The organism is Natronomonas salsuginis (genome assembly GCF_005239135.1).
Classification (GTDB): Archaea; Halobacteriota; Halobacteria; order Halobacteriales; family Haloarculaceae; genus Natronomonas; species Natronomonas salsuginis.
Map to the genome: position 1 here is coordinate 426,888 of NZ_QKNX01000001.1, position 19,448 is coordinate 446,335.

The 19,448-nt window shown below is 54.7% G+C and carries 16 protein-coding genes; 9 read left to right on the forward strand and 7 right to left on the reverse strand.

Annotation, left to right across the window (positions count from 1 at the left end; genetic code table 11):
* Position 1: 1 nt before the first annotated feature.
* Complete coding sequence (locus DM868_RS02475) at positions 2-997, forward strand: hypothetical protein (RefSeq protein ID WP_137275265.1); 996 nt, start codon at positions 2-4, stop codon at positions 995-997.
* A gap of 82 nt (positions 998-1,079) precedes the next feature.
* Here DM868_RS02475 and DM868_RS02480 read toward each other — a convergent pair whose 3' ends face one another.
* The gene (locus DM868_RS02480) at positions 1,080-1,769 is read right to left on the reverse strand and encodes a hypothetical protein (RefSeq protein WP_137275266.1); all 690 of its coding nucleotides are present in this window, start codon (positions 1,767-1,769) and stop codon (positions 1,080-1,082) included.
* Between the two features lie 171 nt (positions 1,770-1,940).
* On the opposite strand from DM868_RS02480, the gene DM868_RS02485 reads away from it, so the two are divergent.
* Positions 1,941-2,603 (forward strand): hypothetical protein, encoded by a 663-nt coding sequence (locus DM868_RS02485; protein ID WP_137275267.1) that lies wholly within the window; start codon positions 1,941-1,943, stop codon positions 2,601-2,603.
* 168 nt (positions 2,604-2,771) lie between these two features.
* On the opposite strand, the gene DM868_RS02490 is transcribed toward DM868_RS02485, so the two are convergent.
* From DM868_RS02490 to DM868_RS02510, 5 genes are all read right to left on the reverse strand, one after another.
* Positions 2,772-4,835: an ATP-binding protein gene (locus DM868_RS02490; protein ID WP_137275268.1), complete on the reverse strand. Its 2,064-nt coding sequence runs from the start codon at positions 4,833-4,835 to the stop codon at positions 2,772-2,774.
* A complete protein-coding gene (locus DM868_RS02495) occupies positions 4,825-5,439 on the reverse strand; it encodes a hypothetical protein (RefSeq protein WP_137275269.1) in 615 nt (204 codons plus the stop codon). Before DM868_RS02495 ends, DM868_RS02490 begins: the two co-directional genes overlap by 11 nt.
* A gap of 576 nt (positions 5,440-6,015) precedes the next feature.
* On the reverse strand, positions 6,016-6,330 hold the full coding sequence (locus DM868_RS02500; protein WP_137275270.1) for a hypothetical protein: 315 nt from the start codon (positions 6,328-6,330) through the stop codon (positions 6,016-6,018).
* A 538-nt stretch (positions 6,331-6,868) separates the two neighbouring features.
* Positions 6,869-7,837, reverse strand: a complete 969-nt coding sequence (locus DM868_RS02505) for a hypothetical protein (protein ID WP_137275701.1) — start codon at positions 7,835-7,837, stop codon at positions 6,869-6,871.
* A 397-nt stretch (positions 7,838-8,234) separates the two neighbouring features.
* A complete protein-coding gene (locus tag DM868_RS02510; protein ID WP_137275271.1) occupies positions 8,235-8,579 on the reverse strand; it encodes a hypothetical protein in 345 nt (114 codons plus the stop codon).
* Between the two features lie 105 nt (positions 8,580-8,684).
* Here DM868_RS02510 and DM868_RS02515 point away from each other — a divergent pair, with 105 nt between their 5' ends.
* Positions 8,685-9,602 (forward strand): endonuclease/exonuclease/phosphatase family protein, encoded by a 918-nt coding sequence (locus DM868_RS02515; RefSeq protein WP_137275272.1) that lies wholly within the window; start codon positions 8,685-8,687, stop codon positions 9,600-9,602.
* 86 nt (positions 9,603-9,688) lie between these two features.
* On the opposite strand, the gene DM868_RS02520 is transcribed toward DM868_RS02515, so the two are convergent.
* Positions 9,689-10,003 (reverse strand): hypothetical protein, encoded by a 315-nt coding sequence (locus tag DM868_RS02520; protein WP_137275273.1) that lies wholly within the window; start codon positions 10,001-10,003, stop codon positions 9,689-9,691.
* An 853-nt stretch (positions 10,004-10,856) separates the two neighbouring features.
* Here DM868_RS02520 and DM868_RS02525 point away from each other — a divergent pair.
* The 6 genes from DM868_RS02525 (at position 10,857) to DM868_RS02545 (ending at position 19,335) form a co-directional block, all read left to right on the forward strand.
* A complete protein-coding gene (locus DM868_RS02525; RefSeq protein ID WP_137275274.1) occupies positions 10,857-11,315 on the forward strand; it encodes a hypothetical protein in 459 nt (152 codons plus the stop codon).
* Positions 11,316-11,519: 204 nt separating this feature from the next.
* On the forward strand, positions 11,520-12,014 hold the full coding sequence (locus tag DM868_RS15740; RefSeq protein WP_222845450.1) for a DUF5793 family protein: 495 nt from the start codon (positions 11,520-11,522) through the stop codon (positions 12,012-12,014).
* 268 nt (positions 12,015-12,282) lie between these two features.
* Positions 12,283-12,756, forward strand: coding sequence for a hypothetical protein (locus tag DM868_RS02530; RefSeq protein WP_137275275.1), 474 nt, complete (start codon positions 12,283-12,285; stop codon positions 12,754-12,756).
* Positions 12,756-13,793, forward strand: a complete 1,038-nt coding sequence (locus tag DM868_RS02535) for a hypothetical protein (RefSeq protein ID WP_137275276.1) — start codon at positions 12,756-12,758, stop codon at positions 13,791-13,793. The genes DM868_RS02530 and DM868_RS02535 overlap by 1 nt, the downstream gene beginning before the upstream one ends.
* Before the next feature lie 75 nt (positions 13,794-13,868).
* Entirely contained in the window at positions 13,869-16,454 is a 2,586-nt protein-coding gene (locus DM868_RS02540) for a PD-(D/E)XK nuclease family protein (protein WP_137275277.1), read from the forward strand.
* Positions 16,447-19,335 carry a UvrD-helicase domain-containing protein gene (locus DM868_RS02545; protein ID WP_137275278.1) on the forward strand — a complete coding sequence of 963 codons (2,889 nt, stop codon included), beginning with the start codon at positions 16,447-16,449 and terminating at the stop codon, positions 19,333-19,335. The genes DM868_RS02540 and DM868_RS02545 overlap by 8 nt, the downstream gene beginning before the upstream one ends.
* The last annotated feature ends 113 nt before the right edge of the window (positions 19,336-19,448 follow it).

Consider the following 19,448-nt stretch of genomic DNA (forward strand, 5'->3'; position numbering starts at 1 on the left):
GATGACAGGGAAGCAGAACCATTGGAGCCGACAAGAACGCGAGATCCAGTCGTATAATGTCTTCTTTTCGGCACTCACCGCTCGCGCTGACCCTCCACTTACCCGGCAAGGGTTTGAGGCACCCGTAAGCTTCCCGGAAATCGAAGGACAACGAGAGAATGTTCAAGCGCACCCTGATTTCTTGCTCTACGATGGAGAAATCTGCCTGTTGGTAGAAGTCAAGCAAGGCGACAATATCGAAGATGAGCATATCGAGCAGATGGAGGAATGTAATCGGGTCACTATCGAGCGTGCCGAGACATACCTGAAAGATGCGGAAGTCCAAGAGAAAACGTCCTATAATGGGGATGTTAGCCAAGTAGAGACCTGCATCTCCTACGCAGGGCTGGACGAAGGCTATATTGAAAAGTGCCGTCACGAGTGGCCTAACTGTAGTGAACAACTCGAAGAACTCGAAGAGAAAACAGCAATCCTTGGACAAAGCGCGGGTGACTCACTACAGCTTCTCGCTGGAGAATTCGACTCGTCTGTTCTTCAGTCCCTCTTCGAACGAGGAATACAGCTCCCCGAAACTCCACAAAAGGAGTTCGCCATCACTGAAGGATGGGAAAAAGAGAGTCTGGCAGTCGCAGTCTGTCAGATTTGGGGGTACGATGCTGCCTCAGGCCCTGTTGAGGTTACGCCCTCGGACATTCGATCACACTTCGCACCACGCCATGCGATCCCCATGGGACGAATCAAGCGGGTACTGTATTTCCTCAGTGAGATTGAAGCGTGCGACGATGTCTCTGACAACGACCGGGACCACGTCTATTCATTCTCGGTCGAACATATGAATGAGATCTTAGGAATTGTGGAGACAGTACGTGAACAACCCGTGGAAGGGTATCTCCAGGAAGAGGGACAGATGGATCTTGACTCGTTTATTGACGAAGATAATGACGAAGAGAGCGACGAGGATGATGAAGGGGAAGAGTCCGGTGATTCTCAGCAGTAAAGAGAGCGTGTCATAGAAGTTCGCAATGCCTGCTCCAGTCACCCGTGAACGGCCGATACTGGCTGTGTGGAGCGTGTTGTTACTAATTATCTTGGCGTGTGTGGTCGCGGAACCATTTCCGTGAGAAGTCGTTGCGCTGCAACTTTTGGGCGAATTCGTCATATGCTTCTCGCGCTCGGTCTAGTTCTCGGGGGTTGAAAGAGCCGTCTGCGCGGATGGCACTGCGGATGTCGAGGTGCGGCCCGATTGACTGGAACACCCGTACTATGTCTTCGGGGGCCCATAGATCGGCACCTAGGGATGCCGCCAGTAGTGCGTTCTTGTGGAAGGGGACGCCCGTTATTTGTTCGGATAGTTCTGCGGGGTTCCACGGAATCCCGTCTTTTTCAGGGGAGAAGTCTGTGACTTCCACGTTACGGTAGGTGCGGTCATCGCCCATGTCGAACGCAAGGCGTACTTCGGTGTAGCCTTCACAGGGAAGCAACAGTAGCCGCGTTGTACAATCTGCGCAGTAGGTCGCCATCGGTGTGAACGGCCGGGTGCCTGAGCGGACGATGGCCTGTTGCCAGATCGGGTGTTCGTCGTTAATGACGTTGTTGACGATGTACTGACTCACTCGGTCGCTCGTCGTGTAGGGCACGCCCGTTGTGCATCCATCACAGATGAAATGGTCTTTCGATGGATCCGCGGCGGTGAAGTCACCTCCCTCGTAATGCGCTTCTAGATCGCCGACTGTTACGGTGTCGGTCACGTGGTCGTCGACGTCAGGCATTGGTGCCCTCCTGGTAAACTCTCGGATCAAGGTCGTTTTCTCGTTGCATTCCGTCTCTACGTAGAATACCCACCACTTTCGCCATTTGAGCGGACTCTATGAAGGGCTCAATTAAGTGAAGAGGTCGCTTGACATGGGGAATTTAAATAAACGTACTTAGAAATCGGTGCCATGGATCGAATCCTAACTGAGACAGAGCGAGAATTCCTCCGAGGTGAAAAAGAGTACGCGGGTAATAAAACTGAGAGCAATAAGAGGCGGAATATCAGAGAACGAGTGTTTCAATCGTTAACTGACTTCGAGCTCCTAGCTAACGAATTACCTGAAGATGATCGACGGAAAATTTTTGAACGACTCTCCAAAGAATCAGAATCACACGGGGCAGATGAGGCTGCTTCGGTAATTGAGTTCTTGTACAAGGGGTTCAGCGATCTAACAACAGATCCGAACCATATTGCAGCTGGCCCTAAAGAGACCTCAGTGGAGCGATTCCTTGCCTTCCGGAACGCATTAACCACCGGTGTTGCAAGAGGAAAGTCTGAATTCGAAAATCCACAGGAAGAACCGCCAGATATCGTCACTGTGGCTTCGAATGCCTATCTATTCGAATTTCCTGATGATGAGGACATCCGGGCAGAGCTAGAGACCGATCAATGGAGAGAGATTAACAAGCAATCACCCGGTGATATCGGAGATCATGACGATGTTGCCTTCTTCTTGCAGGCAATGATTCAACGTCAAATCCACGAGCGTATCTCTGCGCGCCATGAGACGGCTAATAAAAATCTAAAGGACTACAAAGATTTTGAAGGTGATGTAGCTGACATGAGTTAAAACAGAAGCGAAGTATTATAAATCGAATACGGCATTCAACGAAAACATCGTACAATTACTAGGTCTTATATGAAGAGATTGGTGAATAACACACGATCTGCTGTTGGATTGATTGAAGATAATCCTCTACGGCCCAACCCTAAGCCGTTGTCTCAGTCAATCAGCCTATCACGTTGTTCTGTAGTGGTCTGTTTGGGGAGTGAACACTTCGCCCTGGTGAGCTAACTTCTCCAAGGCCTTGTTTGCTTTTTCAACAGGGACATCTAGTTCTGCAGCGATCTCCTCGACAGTCGGGCCATTGCCAGCACTCCCATCATTGAGTTCTTTGACAACCTGCTTGACAGATTTCATCCGTTCCTTCTGACTCATCGAAGTCCCGGTTTCTATGACATCGGCATCAAATTCTCCAGTTTCCGGATCGATTCCGACATCTTCCAGTGACTGCCGGATTAATTTCACAGCCCGCTCGACGTCTTCAACCTCGATCGTCTCAGATAGTCGGGCACGTGCTGACGATCCAGCCAGGCGGAAAATTCCTTCTTGCTTCCGCGCTGTTACCGGCACAGCATTCGGATTTCCGTCGTCATCACCCTGTTGGCGGAGATTTGTATAAGCTGCGACCCCTTTCTTCCACACACGCTCGTCTTCGACTGTCGGGACAAGCTCTCGTGCACGCGAGATGTATCCACGAATAATTCGTGACGAGATGTTCCGTTCAGCCCTATCACGGTCAGTCTCTCCGGTCGCTTCTATCTCTAATGACCCGAGGAAACTCTTCGCAATGGCCTCGCCGACCGCAGCATCGTGTTCAGCGTCAACCTCATCTTGAAGCAAGAAGATGAGATCGAACCGTGACAACAGCGTCCCTTTGAAGTCAATCTGATCAGGAATCGGTTCGTATTTATCGAACCGTCCATACTTGGGATTACCAGCTGCTAGAATGGCCGTATAGGCGGGTAGTGATACGCTCTGATCTGCTAACGACGCATCTACTCTCTGTCGTTCCATCGGGTTATGGAGCGCCTTAATTGCGTCATCACTAATTTTATCGATCTCGTCGATAGCACAGAGCCCGTCGTTCGCACGAACCAGCACCCCCGCCTTGATCGACCACTGAGACCCCCCAAAGCCATCATCAGTCGCCGACACTGTCATGCCGGGAGCTGTGACCCGTTCGCCGACTATTTCTGACCGTGGGGCCAACTGATGGGCCTCATCAACGGTTTCTGACTTCGCCGTTCCGGGATCACCGAGGAGCAACATATGCCAATCACCGCGAATCCGTGTCCCGTCCTCGTGATCTGCTCGCGGTGAGCCAACCAACTGTAGCACGAGCGCTTCTTTAATCAGTTCGAGCTTGTCCGTTGTCTGGATTCCCGGTAACAATGACGCTTTCAGGTCTCCAATCGGCGTGTCTGACTCAGTAAGCACGGCAAGTTCCTCGTCACTCACGTCCTTGTCACCGGTTCCATCACGCAGCTCGATGTCCTCTGCATCCAAGAGATACGGGTATTCCGTTGACTCGGGGTTGGACCCATCAAGCGTGAGGACGCCAGTAACTGCTACACGCGACCCGACATCGCCTGTATACTCACCAGCTAACCTACCCTTCACTATCGCTGTAATCTGACTTTCGCCATCAGTAGCATCCTCAGGAGGGGTCTTGATCTGGACCAATTGTCGGTCGCGGAATTCCGAGCTCTCATAATCTACCTTGAATGGCCCTTGACGTTCACAACCCCGGCATTCGTGGGGTTCCGTCAGCCGGTCATTCTGCTTCGGTTGAGAAATCTGCGTTGTAGTACCGCACCGTTGGCAGACAAACGAACCTTTGAGCAACACTGGCTTGACAGCGGTTATTTGTGCGAGTTGGCCGACGACCGTCATTGCCGTCCCCGTGTCTTCCGGTCGATAACAACCAACCTCTCGCTGGTTCGGGACGTTCCTGAACCGTATCGTAACCCCGCTGGAGATCTCATCCCCGTCGATCGGGTCGGTTGCGTCTAACATCTGCAGCGCGTCAACGAAGTGGTCACGCATCCAATTCGGAAACTGCACGATATCATCTGCGAGATCCTGATTGAAGCGTGCGACTTGGCCGCAGTCGATAACCAGTGACCGGTAGCCGTCTGCCCACTGTTCGATGAGGGCGTCAATCTCAACCTGATGCGTCTCCTCAAGAAAGTCTGCAATCTGTGCAGATACAGTCCGATCTATCGGATTATCGGGCATCAGAATCACCACCGTTGCGCTTCTGCGCGCTCTTCAACTCGTGTTTTTGACTACTGGCTCCGACATCTGTCGATTGCTGCGAGCCACCAACGCCACGCCTCAGACGCTCCGGGGCGACACTAATATCATCATGGGCAGACGCTCGCGCCCGGATATCTGCGATAATGTCGTCACGCTTTGTCTCCGATGGCCCGGAATCATGCTTCACGCGAATTGCGTCCTCAATGCGACTCTTGTAGGCCTCGATCGTCTTGTTCGGATTCTGGTCCATGTCGGTCAATATGATGTCGAATATCTCAGTGAGGTCCCTGCGCTCTTCCTCAATCCGCTGCAACCGCTCCGTAATTTCACGGTGCTCCTGCCGGACGTCTTGTAACTCTCCGACGAGTGTCTGAATCTGATCACGGAGCCGTGACTCTCTATCAGCCAGGGTTTCGCTGCGGCGACGAAGATACGCCTCGCTGTCTTCGTCAACTCCGAGCGTCTTCTCGATGATCTCAATGACTAACTCACTCTGCGCGAGACCTCGTTGCTCTGCGACTTCCTCAATCCGCTCGCACACGTCTTCGGTCAGTCGCAAGTTCTTTCGGCCAGGATCAGTCATGCTCCCCTCCGAGCAGTCGTTATCGAGTAGTGCTGTTTCCTCTCCAGTTCGGCAATGTGCTGGCACGTGGTGCCAGTTCTGGCACCTGGTGCCACGCGCGTGGGGGACTGGTTCGAGAACGGATGATACGACCTCACGTCCTGACGCAACTGGAGCGGGTCGCCCCGTTTGGCGCTCGCCGCCTCGACCGAGTCTATCGGTTGGAATGCTCGTTGCATTTCAACCCGACCAACGTGACCGACCTCGGTCGGGATTATTACGTAGTTAGCGATGAGGTTCTTTAAGACAGCCCGCTACCACCCCGCCAGTCGCCACATATTTCATCGAAATCCGATGAACCGGGCGAGATGGCATGGTTCAGCTGCCGACCCTAACCGCGGGCGATACTGAACGGTATCCAACTCGTCTCTGTCGCGCCTCAAATTAACACGCACTTCGGCAGTACAGCGGAACTGGTTCTAGGAATGGGGTGATGAATCTCTTTCCTCACGAATTCCGGCGTCTCAGCCCGTCACACACGCCTAGTTGGGCTTGTTAACAGAGAATTCCGCCAGTCTACCCAAGAGCGAAAGAGCGTTACTCTACACTCTCATCATCGTCGCTGTTTGGTACAGCCACCACCTCAACCTTAACGACGCCAACCGCTTTACGGTTACAGCGACCGCAACGCGGCATTTCACGCTTCGGGATACCACCAGTGATTGGGATGATATCGTGCCCCTCCCGGCAGGCGACGATCGTCGTCGCACGGTCGAGGTCCCGAGCCAGCGCCAATGCCGACTCTGGCGAGTAGCCAGCGCGGAAGGACCCATGAGTCAGGGTTACCACTTCGAAGACGACCTGGCCGGCGTGCGGATCCTGGTCGCTGTCCGCAGGTTCGTAGTCAGTCATATCTCGGACCCGTGATCTGCGAGCAACTCAACCTCGGCACGATTGTCTCGGTACCTTCGTACGTGAGTTGAGACTTCGCCCCGCTTGTCGAAACCCAATTCTTCTTTGACCTCTCGGCCAGGATCAGGCATGCGTCCCCCGGACCGTCGGCATCTAGTAGTGATGTACTCCCTCGACCCGGCAACCTGTTGGCACATGGTGCCAGAACTGGCACCTAGTGCCACGCGCGTAGGGGACTGATTCAATGGCGGACGACACGACAGCGCGTCGTGACGAAACTGGAGCGGGTCGCCCTGTGTGGGGTTCACCGCCCTGATCGGTTGGAATTTTCGTTGCATTGCAATTCGACCAACGAGGCCGATCTCAGTCGGGGTTATTACGCAGTTTGTGATGAGGTTCTTTAGGACAGCCCGCTACGAGCGCGTCAGCCGCCACCTATTTCATCGAAAACCGATGAACCCGGGGGGACGGCACGGATCGACCGCCGGCCCTGTCCGTGGGAGGTGCTGAACGGCGTATAACGCGTTGCTGTACCGGTCTATAATCGAGAAGCAGCATCGAAGCTGGTGAGTTCCTCAATCCGGGTTTCCAGTTCCTCGATTTCCTGTTGGAGCTGTTCGGTATCCTCGTCGGTCGCCGCGAGTTTGTCTTTCAACCCCTGCAGCCGCGTTTCCTTCTGTTCATCGTTGACCTCGGCCTTCCGGACATATTCGCTTTCTTCAATCTCGTATACGTCTGATTCGGCGAGTTCCGTCACGTTTAGCGCGTCATCGACCTTGCTCGCGTCCACGCTGGTCACGTCTTCTCTGTCAATCCCGACGGCCTCCAGTCGCTCCAGCACTTCCTTTTCGTCCTTAAGCGAGCGGTTCCGCCGCGACGTACGCTGGACTGACCCGTACTGCCCGCTGACGGGCTGGTCGTGGTGGAGCCGGTCGAGCAGGACGCTCCGGGCGTCTTGCCGCAGGTCGTTAGCGTTCCGTTGTACATCCGAGAGCAACGTGTAGAGGTTCACGAGTGCGGGCGTGTCCATCCCGTCGAGATCCGATGGGTCGTTCCGTTCGAGCGCGTCAATCAAGAGCAGTGCATCAGCGTAGATGGGGATGTCTGGTTCTTCCCGGTCGCCGTTTCCTGTCTCGCTGGCTACCTCGTGGGCGTCAACCAAGGGGGAGCTTGACGGCGTCTCAGTTTTCTGGAGTATCCCCTCGTGGTCGTCAAGCTCGAACCGTGGATGAAGACTCACCACGGTTGCGTACGGTTCGGAGTCGGGTGGGAGGCGGTCAAGATCGAACCCACCGGTGGCGTCTTCGACCCGCTGAAATAGCGTTTCGAACTGCTCGCGTTGCAGAGGGATCACCCCGTCATCGTCTCGGTACGTGATGAGAATCCGATGTTCCTGCACGTCCGTAATCCGGAACGGCGTGCGAGACAGCGGCGTGAGCAGCGTTGCATCAGCTGGCAGTTCCTCGGCAGTATCCAGCAGATTGTGCCACGTTGCGCTGAGCGGCATATCTGTTAGTTCGCCGCACAGAGCAAAAGTCCACGGGCGACAGAGAACAGCGAGATTCAAGATGACATGAGGACAGGGTCAAATGTTCATAGGCGGTGCCCGAGAACGCCGGCTATTGTTCAATTCTCACACTCTACTAATGACTGGTTCATCGAATCACGGATGAAACCAACTCCGCGAAGTTCAGCCGCATACTGCTCGATATCAAATCGCTCCTTGGCCTATTGAACCAGCCCCCCAAGGCACGACTCCGTAACGGAGATATCGTGTGGGTTAGCTATAGCCATGAAAACGCCGCCTAGTAGTTTTCCGGGCTGTTCGTTCGTGATGATCGCTGCTCTAAGGTAGCTGTCAGCGTTGTCCGTAGACTTATTTCCTATCAGCTAATCCACAGACGTTACTCAATCGATGCCTCCTCCGGTTTCTCTGGATGGCCATCTAACCCGAGAAGCCGGATCTCAACCATATCTATAAACATCGCTACGGTCATCAATTTCTCCGTTGCGCCCTCTAGATCTGAGACTTTCTTCTCCCGAAGCCCCCAATGATCATCCGGGCGATACCGGTAGGAAATACGGTAATGGGCACTATCAATTCGGATTTGACGGCCATCAGGATGATCTATCACAATGTCGTGTTGCTGTTCTGGATGACGAGATGGCTCCCAAGGATCAATAATATGTTCGACGAACGATTTGTATTCTGTGTCTGTGAACGGAGTTGCAACCGGAGTGTCACGCATACTCAGTCATAGTATAGTTTTAAAGAAAAACGTATGGATATCTAATTTACGACATACTATTAACCGACAGATGTTCGAGAGTCAGACAATCTATCCACCAATACAATGAAAGTACTGTCATGGAACGTCCAGGGAGCATTTCCATACTACACGCCGATTGAGCGTATTGAAAACCAGATTCAGTATATTCGGGAGTCGGCTGAGTATCCGGATATCATCGCACTGAACGAGGTCAATCGATTCAGGCGTGATATGTGGGTAGATGAGTTAACGGACCTCGGGTACACGGAACTCGTTCACACGCTTGATTGGGCTGAAGAATTAGGAGAGAGCGATGTACCGCCCCACCAAGATTTCAACCACGTAAATGGAAATCTCACCGCGGTCCATAAGTCATCTCATGTGCATTCTCTGACTCGATTGTCTCCGAGCATTCGTAACGGACCATGGGATGGGGCAGATCTGAAAGATTGGGATACCAATATGCCTGAGAAAATTCTGCACGCGACCGTGGAGCTGGCCGATTCGACGCTTGATATCTGGAACGTCCGGGCGGTTCCAGGAAGTATGCATGGAGAAGAGAAAATCAAGATTCTGAATAATACGTACAACAGGATCCGGAGAGGCTGCCAGTCACCGTGTCTGCTCACAGGCGATTTCAATGCTCCCGACCGGGAACTGGCAGACGGAACGCTCATTCCATGGCGAAACGACCAGGGGGGAGACATCGCAGATAAGTGGGTCACAGCGGAGCGGAATATCCTGCGTGGATTGGAAGACAACGGCATGGTCGATGTGTTCCGTGAGCAACACGGCTATGGAGACCTCGACATCCTCGATGTGAGTCACGCCACGCAGACAGATGATCCACTGGCGGTTCCACCAGCGGATGTGGAAGGGAAACGCTTCGACCACCTGATCGCTTCACACGACCTGCATCCGGAGGCGTGCTGGTACGATCACGACGGCTTTCGCTGTAGCGATCACGCTCCACTAATTGCCGAACTTCGGCCGGAATCCTAGCTCACGCGCAATACGATCACCCTCCACGCAACGTGAGAGACCCGCTCGTGCAGTTTCTATTCTGAGGGCGTGACAAAATTCAGCGGCTACGTGTCAAGTACGTTATCAAATTCCTCAATGACGATTTCTCCGTTGATTACTCGGTCCTCGCACCAGTCTACTGCTTCTTCGTCTGTAAACGGGACGATCGACTCAAACGACGGGTCCATTTCGTCATAGTTGATGACGTAGTGTTCTGCTGTGTTCCACTCTTCCACATGCAGGAAGTAATCGTCCTCGCTCCTCTTGTAGAGAGTTTCTCTCAAGCCAGGTACTGCCCCGGGTACAGTATTCGGCATGAACTGAGCGAGCGGTTCTGCTTCTTCAGTATCGTACGGTTTGCGGTCGATTATTCGGATCATCCACCTCTCTTATCTTTCACATATTTAAAAACCCTCGTTGCATAGCGGTGCGCAGGCAGTTTCGACTCCAGTGATACGGGGGACTCGCCTGCTCCACCCTATATTCCCGCGGATAGTTCTCCAGAATGAGAGTCCGGCATGAGGCGACTGCTGACACGACAAAGCAATAACAATGGAATCTATGGAATCATCGGACCTGGCTGCCACGATAAATCACGATTCCACAACCGACGCTCAGCACTTGTTCCAGAAGCGGCTGTGTATAGCGAAAGGAGCTCAGAGTACACTTGCGGACGGCAGTACTCCCCCAACGGCGATAGCGTGTAGACGCGAGTATTTCCTGCATTGGTGATCCGAACAATAGGGAAGTGATGGTTCCACCAGGTCGTCGACAACGAGTGGTGCCGTCCTCCTTCGATCTCGGTGACAAACTGGCACATAGTGCCAGAGTTGGCACCTGGTGCCAGGCACATGGGGGACTGATTCGTGAAACAGTGATCTGTTGCTGATTTCACAGCATTGTGGCTTGTCACTGACAGTACCGAATTTGGCTCCGACCAGAAGGAGGCATCGCATCTTGAATTCGATGAATTACTGGATGAATTCGATGAATTCATGAGATGCAGGGCTTCCACGGTCAATGTGAAGCCCTAGAGAGATAGGTAATGATCTGATCTCCTCCGTTCATCCCGTAAACACAAGAGGAGTCTTTTCGTTAACTACGATTTTCTGGTGGAACGTCACGAGAATCGAAGTTGGATGGAAATGCGGCTGCCGTGTCCTTATGCAGTTCCACAGCTTTCCTGCTGGTTGTAGCACGAGGGTTTAAAAAAGAAGAGTGAAAACATACGACATGCCAGAACAGAATTCCACTAGTAGGGCAGACGACAGTGAACACGTGCGAACCCATGGATATGGTTCAAATCGTCAAAGTCGGTCTTTTGTTGAATCCTTAGACCCTGAGGATGTGTTTGAGAATCCAGCTCGGCCTCGACGGAAAGAAGCAATCAGTGGACTTGTGGATGCGGGGTTTCTATCGTCGCTGGAGGCTGAAGCATATATTCGCTACGTCATTGAGGGGCAACGTGGGGTTGAGGAGCGATCCTTTTCGCTAAGTAGTGTTGAATCGGCGAAGACGAAGATTGCCTCTGCACGGGAGTCATTCGCTATTCTCGATGCATATCGATCCCCGAAAGCCCCGGATAAGTGTTCGAAGTGTGGTTCTGATCTCGGTGAGGTATGGACAGCGAATCTCGAAGAAGTATCGCTCTGTCTTGATTGTGCGGATGTTGAACGTCCGGAACTTAGATAGCCTCCGCTAATAACTTCGCACGCACAACAAGTATATAAACGAGTTTCTATTAATTTTCATATAGAATGGTGGGGATTACACACTCTATCCGGTGTAGTCGGTTGGATCTCATGGATAACCATTCTCAAAATCTCATAGCAGCATTTCCTATTCACACACCATCAAAACTCTCCCCCCGTCATTAGTTCATATTGACCCAAATCCATGGTAAAAATACACGGGAACCCCTGGTCAGTTAGTACAAAAAACACAGAATGGGCTCGAAATAATCACCAGCCAAAGCAGCCAACACTGCGGATCTCCTTCAAAGGCCACAGTTCAGAATGTTTGCGATTCCTCAAAGAAACTGGATTAGCACAACTGTGGCCAGATCCAGCTCAGGTTACATTCCGACTGCATTCAGATAACGAGGATCCCAAAGCGTCAGGTATTCTCGGCGTTTCAAGTCGCTCAGGAGAGTACCTTCTTGAATGCGAAGCCAGTGCAAGACCAGTCTTCGACTTCGTGAATGCGGCGCATCAGTATGCGGATGAAACTGGCGATATCGTACAGTACTGCCTGTGGATAGAGGCGGAAGACGGATTGATAATGGATTGGGACGCGCATATGTTAGTTGTCTTCACAGTAGATGCCGATGTACTTCGCCACCGAAGTCTTCTCCCATACGGGCTGGACACACAAGGTGAAGATCCACTGTGAACTAACCCTGCCCACTCAATTGTGGGTATCCTCACTCATTCTTTGAGGCAGGGTTCCTTGTTTCAACGACGCGCCGTGCAGATTCTCGTCACCACCTGCGCGATTGCTGGCGAAGACATCGGGGTGTGGAACGTTGCTGCCGCCCATCTTTGGCAGTCCTGGAAACTGACGCAAGTATTTGACTCGTCCTAAGCTGTGCAAATTACCTAGCCCCTGAGCCAAACCGAGTTCCCCCTAGATTGATACATCAATGGTTTGAGCACGCACTATGGATCGGGTTTGGATCACGAACGGGTCGACACGGATCGCTCCGGTCGTCAATCCACTCATCGCTGCATGTCATGACGGCTACGCTCCGACTGATATCTACGTCCTCAACAATCCAATCATCGATGATGTCACGGACGCTGCAACGTCCTTGATGAAGACGGTCGTTACCGCACATGGTAACGACGAACCGTCTATCACAATCAAAACGATCGGTGAAGAGACTGACTTCGAGGCGATTACTGACTACCTCCAGTCGGCAATTGAAGCAGGTGACGACGCGAATGCCGACATCGCGGTCGACATCACGCCCGGCCGGCGATTCTGGTCAGTCATCAGCTTTCAGGCTGGTCTCACGCACGATGTCGAACACCTCTATTATTCACACGTCGAAACCGAGGAGTATTTCGGGGAAACGTATCCAACGATTCCCCGGACAGCAATCAATCTGATTGACTTCACGGAGGTGGTCTGATGCGAATCCACCGCCAGCATCTGACGGTCCTGTTGAACCGATTGTACGACCGCGGTGACGATGTAATCGCGGTCGAACACCCGTCTCGGGAAATCGGTGAGCTCCTCCGCATCGAACTCGGGGACTACGACGCGTGTACGATCACGTTTAGTACCGATATTGAGGGCTATGCCGACGCACGAGATGACGTCAGGCGACAATATGTCGAGACGGTTGTTGAGGACCTCCCGGATGCATCGGAATTCCGGAATGCGGTACTGTCCAGTGGGATTCTCGAACCCGCGAATCAGGACGATATCAAGACGTTTCTGGAACGGTACGGGGATCCCGACCTGATGGCGGGGCATCCGCCCGCGATTGCTGGCTTCGATACGAACTTGATGCCGTGGCGGATCGATCGCATCCTCGGGCTCCACGATGCTGACAAGGGAATTGGGTACGTCAACGGGTTCGCGCTCGCAACAGGCGTTCGTGACGAGCTCGATTGGGACTACAAGTGCCACGATACCGATCCGTTCGTCAACGCATTCGGTGACGTCTACAAGGACTACTGGAACCAGCCACTCGGTTCGGCGCGAATCGGACGGATCGGCCTGCTTACCTATCGACGGATTCGGGACATCGAACAGGCAGTCGAGATTCAAAGTACTGAGGGGGACGAGGCGATCATCGATGCGTACGACGAGTACGACCGTGAATACCGGAGCGACATCTTACTGTTCAGTAACGACCGGAATTTCGTCGAACGGGCGCGGGCCCACCGGATGCTCGGCCAGCGAGTTGACCTCCCCAATGAATTCCCGGATACGGCTACAGCAAGCTGGCGAGAAATTGAGATCCTCCTCTACATGCTCGCTATCGTGTTCGGTATCATCGAGGTGCCGAGCGCGACCATTTACGGTGTCTGGCGCGGGAAAAACGAGCTGGACTGGCAACACGAGCGTGTCAAAGTAGATGCACGCAGTCCGACGCTCGATTCGAAGTTGGAGGGCGATCTCTCGATCGTCGAATCATACGAGGAACATAGAGTAGGGTAAACGAGTGACTAGTTCATCCATTGATGTTATTCATCGACACTAACTTTTTACCAGATAGTTGCGCATTAGAGAGGTGTGCCTATTCAGCGCGCCAAGCCGGTCGAAAGTCTCTACAAGGATGTCGCAGATTACGATTTAGTCCTCACCCCGGACGCGCCGCTGGCGAGTGCGATCAACCGTCGGGTAGACGTCCCGCAGTTCGGGACGTTTGCGACAACGCCGCGACGGCTCGCGGCAGGTCGGCGAGAACAAGCCGAAGACCGGAGCGCGTTTCTCGAAGTCATCGACTGCACTGACCACGACTGGAAATCAATCAGTTACGCCATCGGGAACGTTCTGCAGTGTTGGGAGCACCAGGGAACCATCGAATCGATACTCGAACACGACAGTTATGTCGACGAAGAGACCGGTGACGTCGTCGAGATTATGGCGGAGCTCCAGTCGACATCGAGGTCGCTGACGGAGTACACTATCGACGCGGAGTCGCTCGCAGTCATCGGAGAACAACAGTTGACGACACTGGAGCGAGCGATCCTCCCCAAGGAGTACGACCAGGTAGACCTCTTCACGACCGATACGTTCGACTATCCGTCGTTCAACATCTTCGACTCGTCTGCCGACATCGTCGATGCGATTCTCGACACCGTCACCGCCACGACAGCAGGTAATGTCGCTGTTGTGCTGGACGCCAGTAGTCGATATTCGTCGCTCATCGAAGCAGCGTTTGACACAGCCGGGATTCCCTACTACGGTGGACCGGGATTCGTCGACGAGCCCCACCATCGTGCGTTTCTCAACCTTTGTCGGACAGGGTTTCGTGGGGGCGAGACGACGGTCGGAGACGTCAAACCCGTGCTCACGCAGATGGGTATCGACGTCCCCATCGATCACGACAACAAGCGGCTCTACGAAACAGTGATCCCGGAAACAACGTGGATTCGTGAATTCTGCCAGTCGATTACCGCACACACGTTCGCGGACGCACTCGAAGCATACGAGTCACAGACCGAGACCACTCTGACGTCGTTCCGGGAAGAACTCGCCAGATTGGGCATAGCCGACACACCGGTCGCTGCAGACACGGTCGACGAACTCGCGTACTACCTCCAGACCTACGAGGTCCCGGTCGACCGGGAGAACGAGGGCGTGTTGCTCGCCGATGCGAAGTCCGCAGGCTACGTGGACCGACCGGTCGTGTTCCACGTCGGTCTAGACGAGGACTGGACTCACTCTCCGCCACAGCGGCCGTGGGTCGACACCGCGGGACAGTTCCAGCGGTATCTCGACCAGTTCCAGCTTCTGATCCAGAGTGGCGTCGAGCAGTACTATCTCGTCCAGGACACGCAGGGCGGCCAGCCGGTCACCCCGTGTCTGTACTTCGGCGAACTACTGGACGATGACTATGACCAGTTCAGCGATCTCGATGCTGTCTCCCACCGCAGGCCAGTCGTCGACGGAGAGACGGGGTTCCAGAAAGAGGAGACCGACGTCGAGGCCGAGACAGTCGAAGCGATCAGCCAGTCGAGTCTCAACAGTTACGTCAACAGTCCACGGGACTACTTCTTCAGCCGATTGGTCGACGGCCCCGACAAGGATTACTTCACCGAGGGGAACCTGTTCCACGACTTCGCCGAGTTCTACGTGAACCATCCGGACGTCGTTGACGCCGATGCTCTCGTGGACGTGGTAGACGTCATGGTCGAGGAAGCGCGGCCACTGTTCGCGGGGACCGACGAGCCGTTGCGCCGCCGGACCTACCTGATCGGCCTTGAGACGATCGTCGAGTATCTCGATGCCCGTGGTCCCGAGGCTCAGGACTTTCTGACGCCAGCGTCCGGGTGGGGGCGGAATTTCTTCGCGGAGTACTTCGACGAACCAATCGATTCACCACTCACGGAACGCTGGTTCGACAACACGTCACTCGGCATCAAGGGCAAGATCGACCTCGTCAGAGCGCCGGACCACCTGCTCGATTTCAAGAGCGGTCGGAAAAAATCACGGCACAAAGTCGTTCAACAGGCCGCGATCGATCCGCCAAACGATACGCCGAATTTTCAGGCTGCGCTGTACCTCTGCCACTACCGGACGAAACACCCTGACGAACCGATCGCATTCACCTTCTTTCACTTTCTGGAAACGCTGGACGACGTCATCACCGGCGACGCCGACCTCGACGATACGCTCACGACTGTCCGGTACTATCCGTGGACCTTCGACGAACACGTCGGGTCGCGGGAGGCCTACGACACGTTACTCGACGGGTACAACGACTGCGTGGCCACGTTCGAGGACTTGGGATTCGAGGCGTACACGGAGATCATGGGGGGACTGTCGTTCCCCGACACGACCGAGAAAGCGGAACTCCGGGAGTCGGACTTCGCCGCCCGGTTCACCGCGGCCGTCGACGACCGGACAGGCGACGACATCAACGCGGAGAAGGGTTGTGACCAGGCAATCCGCGAGCTCAACGGGGTTCGCAAGAAGTCGTTCTTCCGGGAGGATCTTGACGCGATCGAGCGGTTCGTCGACAACCGGATCGAAGAGCTGAACAGCTATCGGCGCGGTGACGACCGGTTCCCGGTCGAGGGCATCGGCGGTGAACCGAACTACCGTCGCATCGACCACCGCGACCTGCTTCTGGAGGGGACTAGCGATGACTGAACCGACGCCCAATCCTGCCCAACAGCAACTCATCGAGAACACTGACGGCATCTACGTCGTCGACGCCGGTGCCGGGACCGGGAAAACATTCGCTATCACGCATCGATACGCGGAGATCGTCGATCAACCGGCGGTCGAACCCGAGGACGTCCTACTCGTGACGTTCACGCGGAGTGCAGCGACCGAGATGAAAGAACGCATAGTCGACCACTCCACATACTCCCTGCGGGAACTTGCCGACGGATCTATCCAGACCTTTCATTCACACTGTTTCGACATCCTGCAGGAGCACGGGTATCGAGCACCGACACACCTCGGACTGGACGAGCGGATCACTGGCTCGACACGCGTCGTCGAGGACGAACTCGTCGAGAACGAACTGTTCCGCGAGTTCATCGACCAGTTCCGCGACACCCACCCCGGGTACGCCGACGTATTCCGCGCTTTGTCTGCCCCGCTCGAACTACTCGATGTTGTGTCTGAACTCGCGTCCAAGGGCGTCTTCCCGACAACCGAAGGGTGGTACCGAGACGGCGAAACTGCCCTCGACGGTGACTTCGACGCGTTCAAATCGCTCTTCGACGACGTCAACCAACCACGCAACGACGGCCGCAAACAGTCCCGACTCCGAAGCAAACTCAATCGCTACGGGCGCAACAAGACGTACCTCCCCGAAGCACCGGCCAAAGCGGAGTTGCGAGGCGACGGCACAAAACAGGTCCCTGCGCGAGTCACCGAACTGGTCTTTGACGAAGACCGGGAGGGCCTCAAGGCGTTCATCCACGACGTCTACATCGAATACCTCGACTTCGCGCTCGGTCGTAACTATCTGACGTTCGGATTCCTCCAGTTGTTCGCGTTCGTCCTGTTATGCGAGGACGACGTGCTCCGGGAACGCGTGGCGTACGACTACGTGATGGTCGACGAGTTCCAGGATACGAGTGAGATCCAGTTCAAACTCGCACTCTTGCTTGCAGGGACTGACAACATCTGCGTCGTGGGCGACTGGAAACAGAGCATCTACTCTTTCCAGTACGCCGACGTCGACAACATCCGCGAATTTGAAGCACGTCTCGATCGGTTTACCGATGACCTCGACGAGGAACGCGAGCGCATCCAGTTTGAGGTGGACGAGATCGAACGGATCGAGCTGACCGAGAATTACCGGTCGACACAGACTGTACTTGATTTCTCCGAGGAAGCGCTCGTCGTCCCCGCTACCGATCGAGACGACGTTGACGACTCAGTGCTGAATGACGTTGTCTCGCTCTCTTCCAACGCTACGTTCGACAACACCACCATCGAAGGGGTGCACGATCCCGACGAACACGAGGCCGTCCTCTCGACGATCCAGGATGTCGTCGGGAACGAGGAGTATGCCGTAGAAGATGAAGACGGTCACCAGCGGACGCCGACGTACGGCGACATTGCTATCCTCACGCGAACGCGGGATTTCGGTCGGGAACTGTTGACCGTCGCCGACGAGTACGACTTCCCGATGGCCTACGACGGAGGGATAGAACTGTTCAGAACTGACCAGGCGAAATTGCTGCTCGCCTGGCTCCGAATCCTCGAAGCGGATGCTGACAGGGGATGGGCGGTCGTCCTTGAACAAGCAGGCTATGTGCTCGACGAAATCGACCACATCCTTAATACGGGTGACTACCCTGCGAATATAGCCACATTTCGTGACGAGCTCGACGAGCGAGCTGCGGTCGGGGCAGTGGCCAGAGCGGTGTTTGACCGTTACGGGTTCAGCGGCGAATACGCTGACGTCATCTTGCACACGATCCAGTCGGTCCACGAGTCCTCGACGCTCACCCGTGGCGACCTGATTCGGTTCATCGAGCGCGGCATCGAGAATGGCAGCACCCACGACGTGTTCACGAGCGCCGGTGTCGACTCGGTCACGGTTCAGACGATCCATTCGGCGAAGGGGCTGGAGTACCCGATCGTCGTTCTTGCGAATATGAACAGCGGGAAGTTCCCGCCCAACGGCGGCGGGTCGAGTGTCATCCAGTACTCTGAGCCGGTCGGACTCCGCCAGCGCAAGCAGTACGCCACTGTGGCCGAGCATCCACACGTCTACGACAACTGGCGTCACGACGTCGTCCGTCACTGCCTCTCTCGTGACAACGACGAGGAACGACGTCTCCTCTACGTCGCCATCACGCGAGCCGAGAGCCACGTGCTGTTCACTGGCGGCGAGGATCCAAACACGTTCTTCGAGGAACTTCCCTGCCCCACACGCGAAGCTGACCCGACAGTTGAAACAGTAGATCGAACCGCGACAGCCCAAACCCAACTCCCGTTTTCAATCGTCCAGCCGGACGGCCCGACAGGCCACACGCCACACACCCTTATGGACAGCAACGTGTTCGCCAACGATGGTACAGAGACCGAGGCAGTCGAGTTCCGTGGTCGGGACTTTGGCTCACGAATCCATGACTTCGCAGAGGCCTATGCACTCGGCGAGGACGTCACGCCGGCGATTGACGACGCCGACGACGAGCGACACGTCAAAGCATTTCTCGACAGTCTCCCGGGCGAGCTTCACGTCGAGGAACGAGCCGTACTCCCCTTGGAGGTAGACGATGAGCGCGTAACGATCTCAGGCATCGTTGACCTCGTCCACGAAACACCCACGGAGATAGAGATCATTGACTTCAAAACCGACCGGACAAGGCGCGGCCAACCAGAGTATCGAAAGCAACTCAGCGCCTACTATCACGTCCTATTGGAGTGTTTCCCGGACAAGACCGTGACCACGAGTCTCTTCTACACGGCGGAAGGCGAGCGAGAGTTTATCGAACCGCTTTCACAGGATCGACTACGGGACCTCGTAAGAAGCGTCTCTATGAGGGAGCAGGAGCGAAACTGATGCTTTCGGAATCTAATCTCTACGATCGCTGGCGAAATCGGCGGGGTGATTTCTGCTTGTGAACAGCACTGGTTACAGCATGCTCATCAACGGAGAGAGGACAGTACAACTTC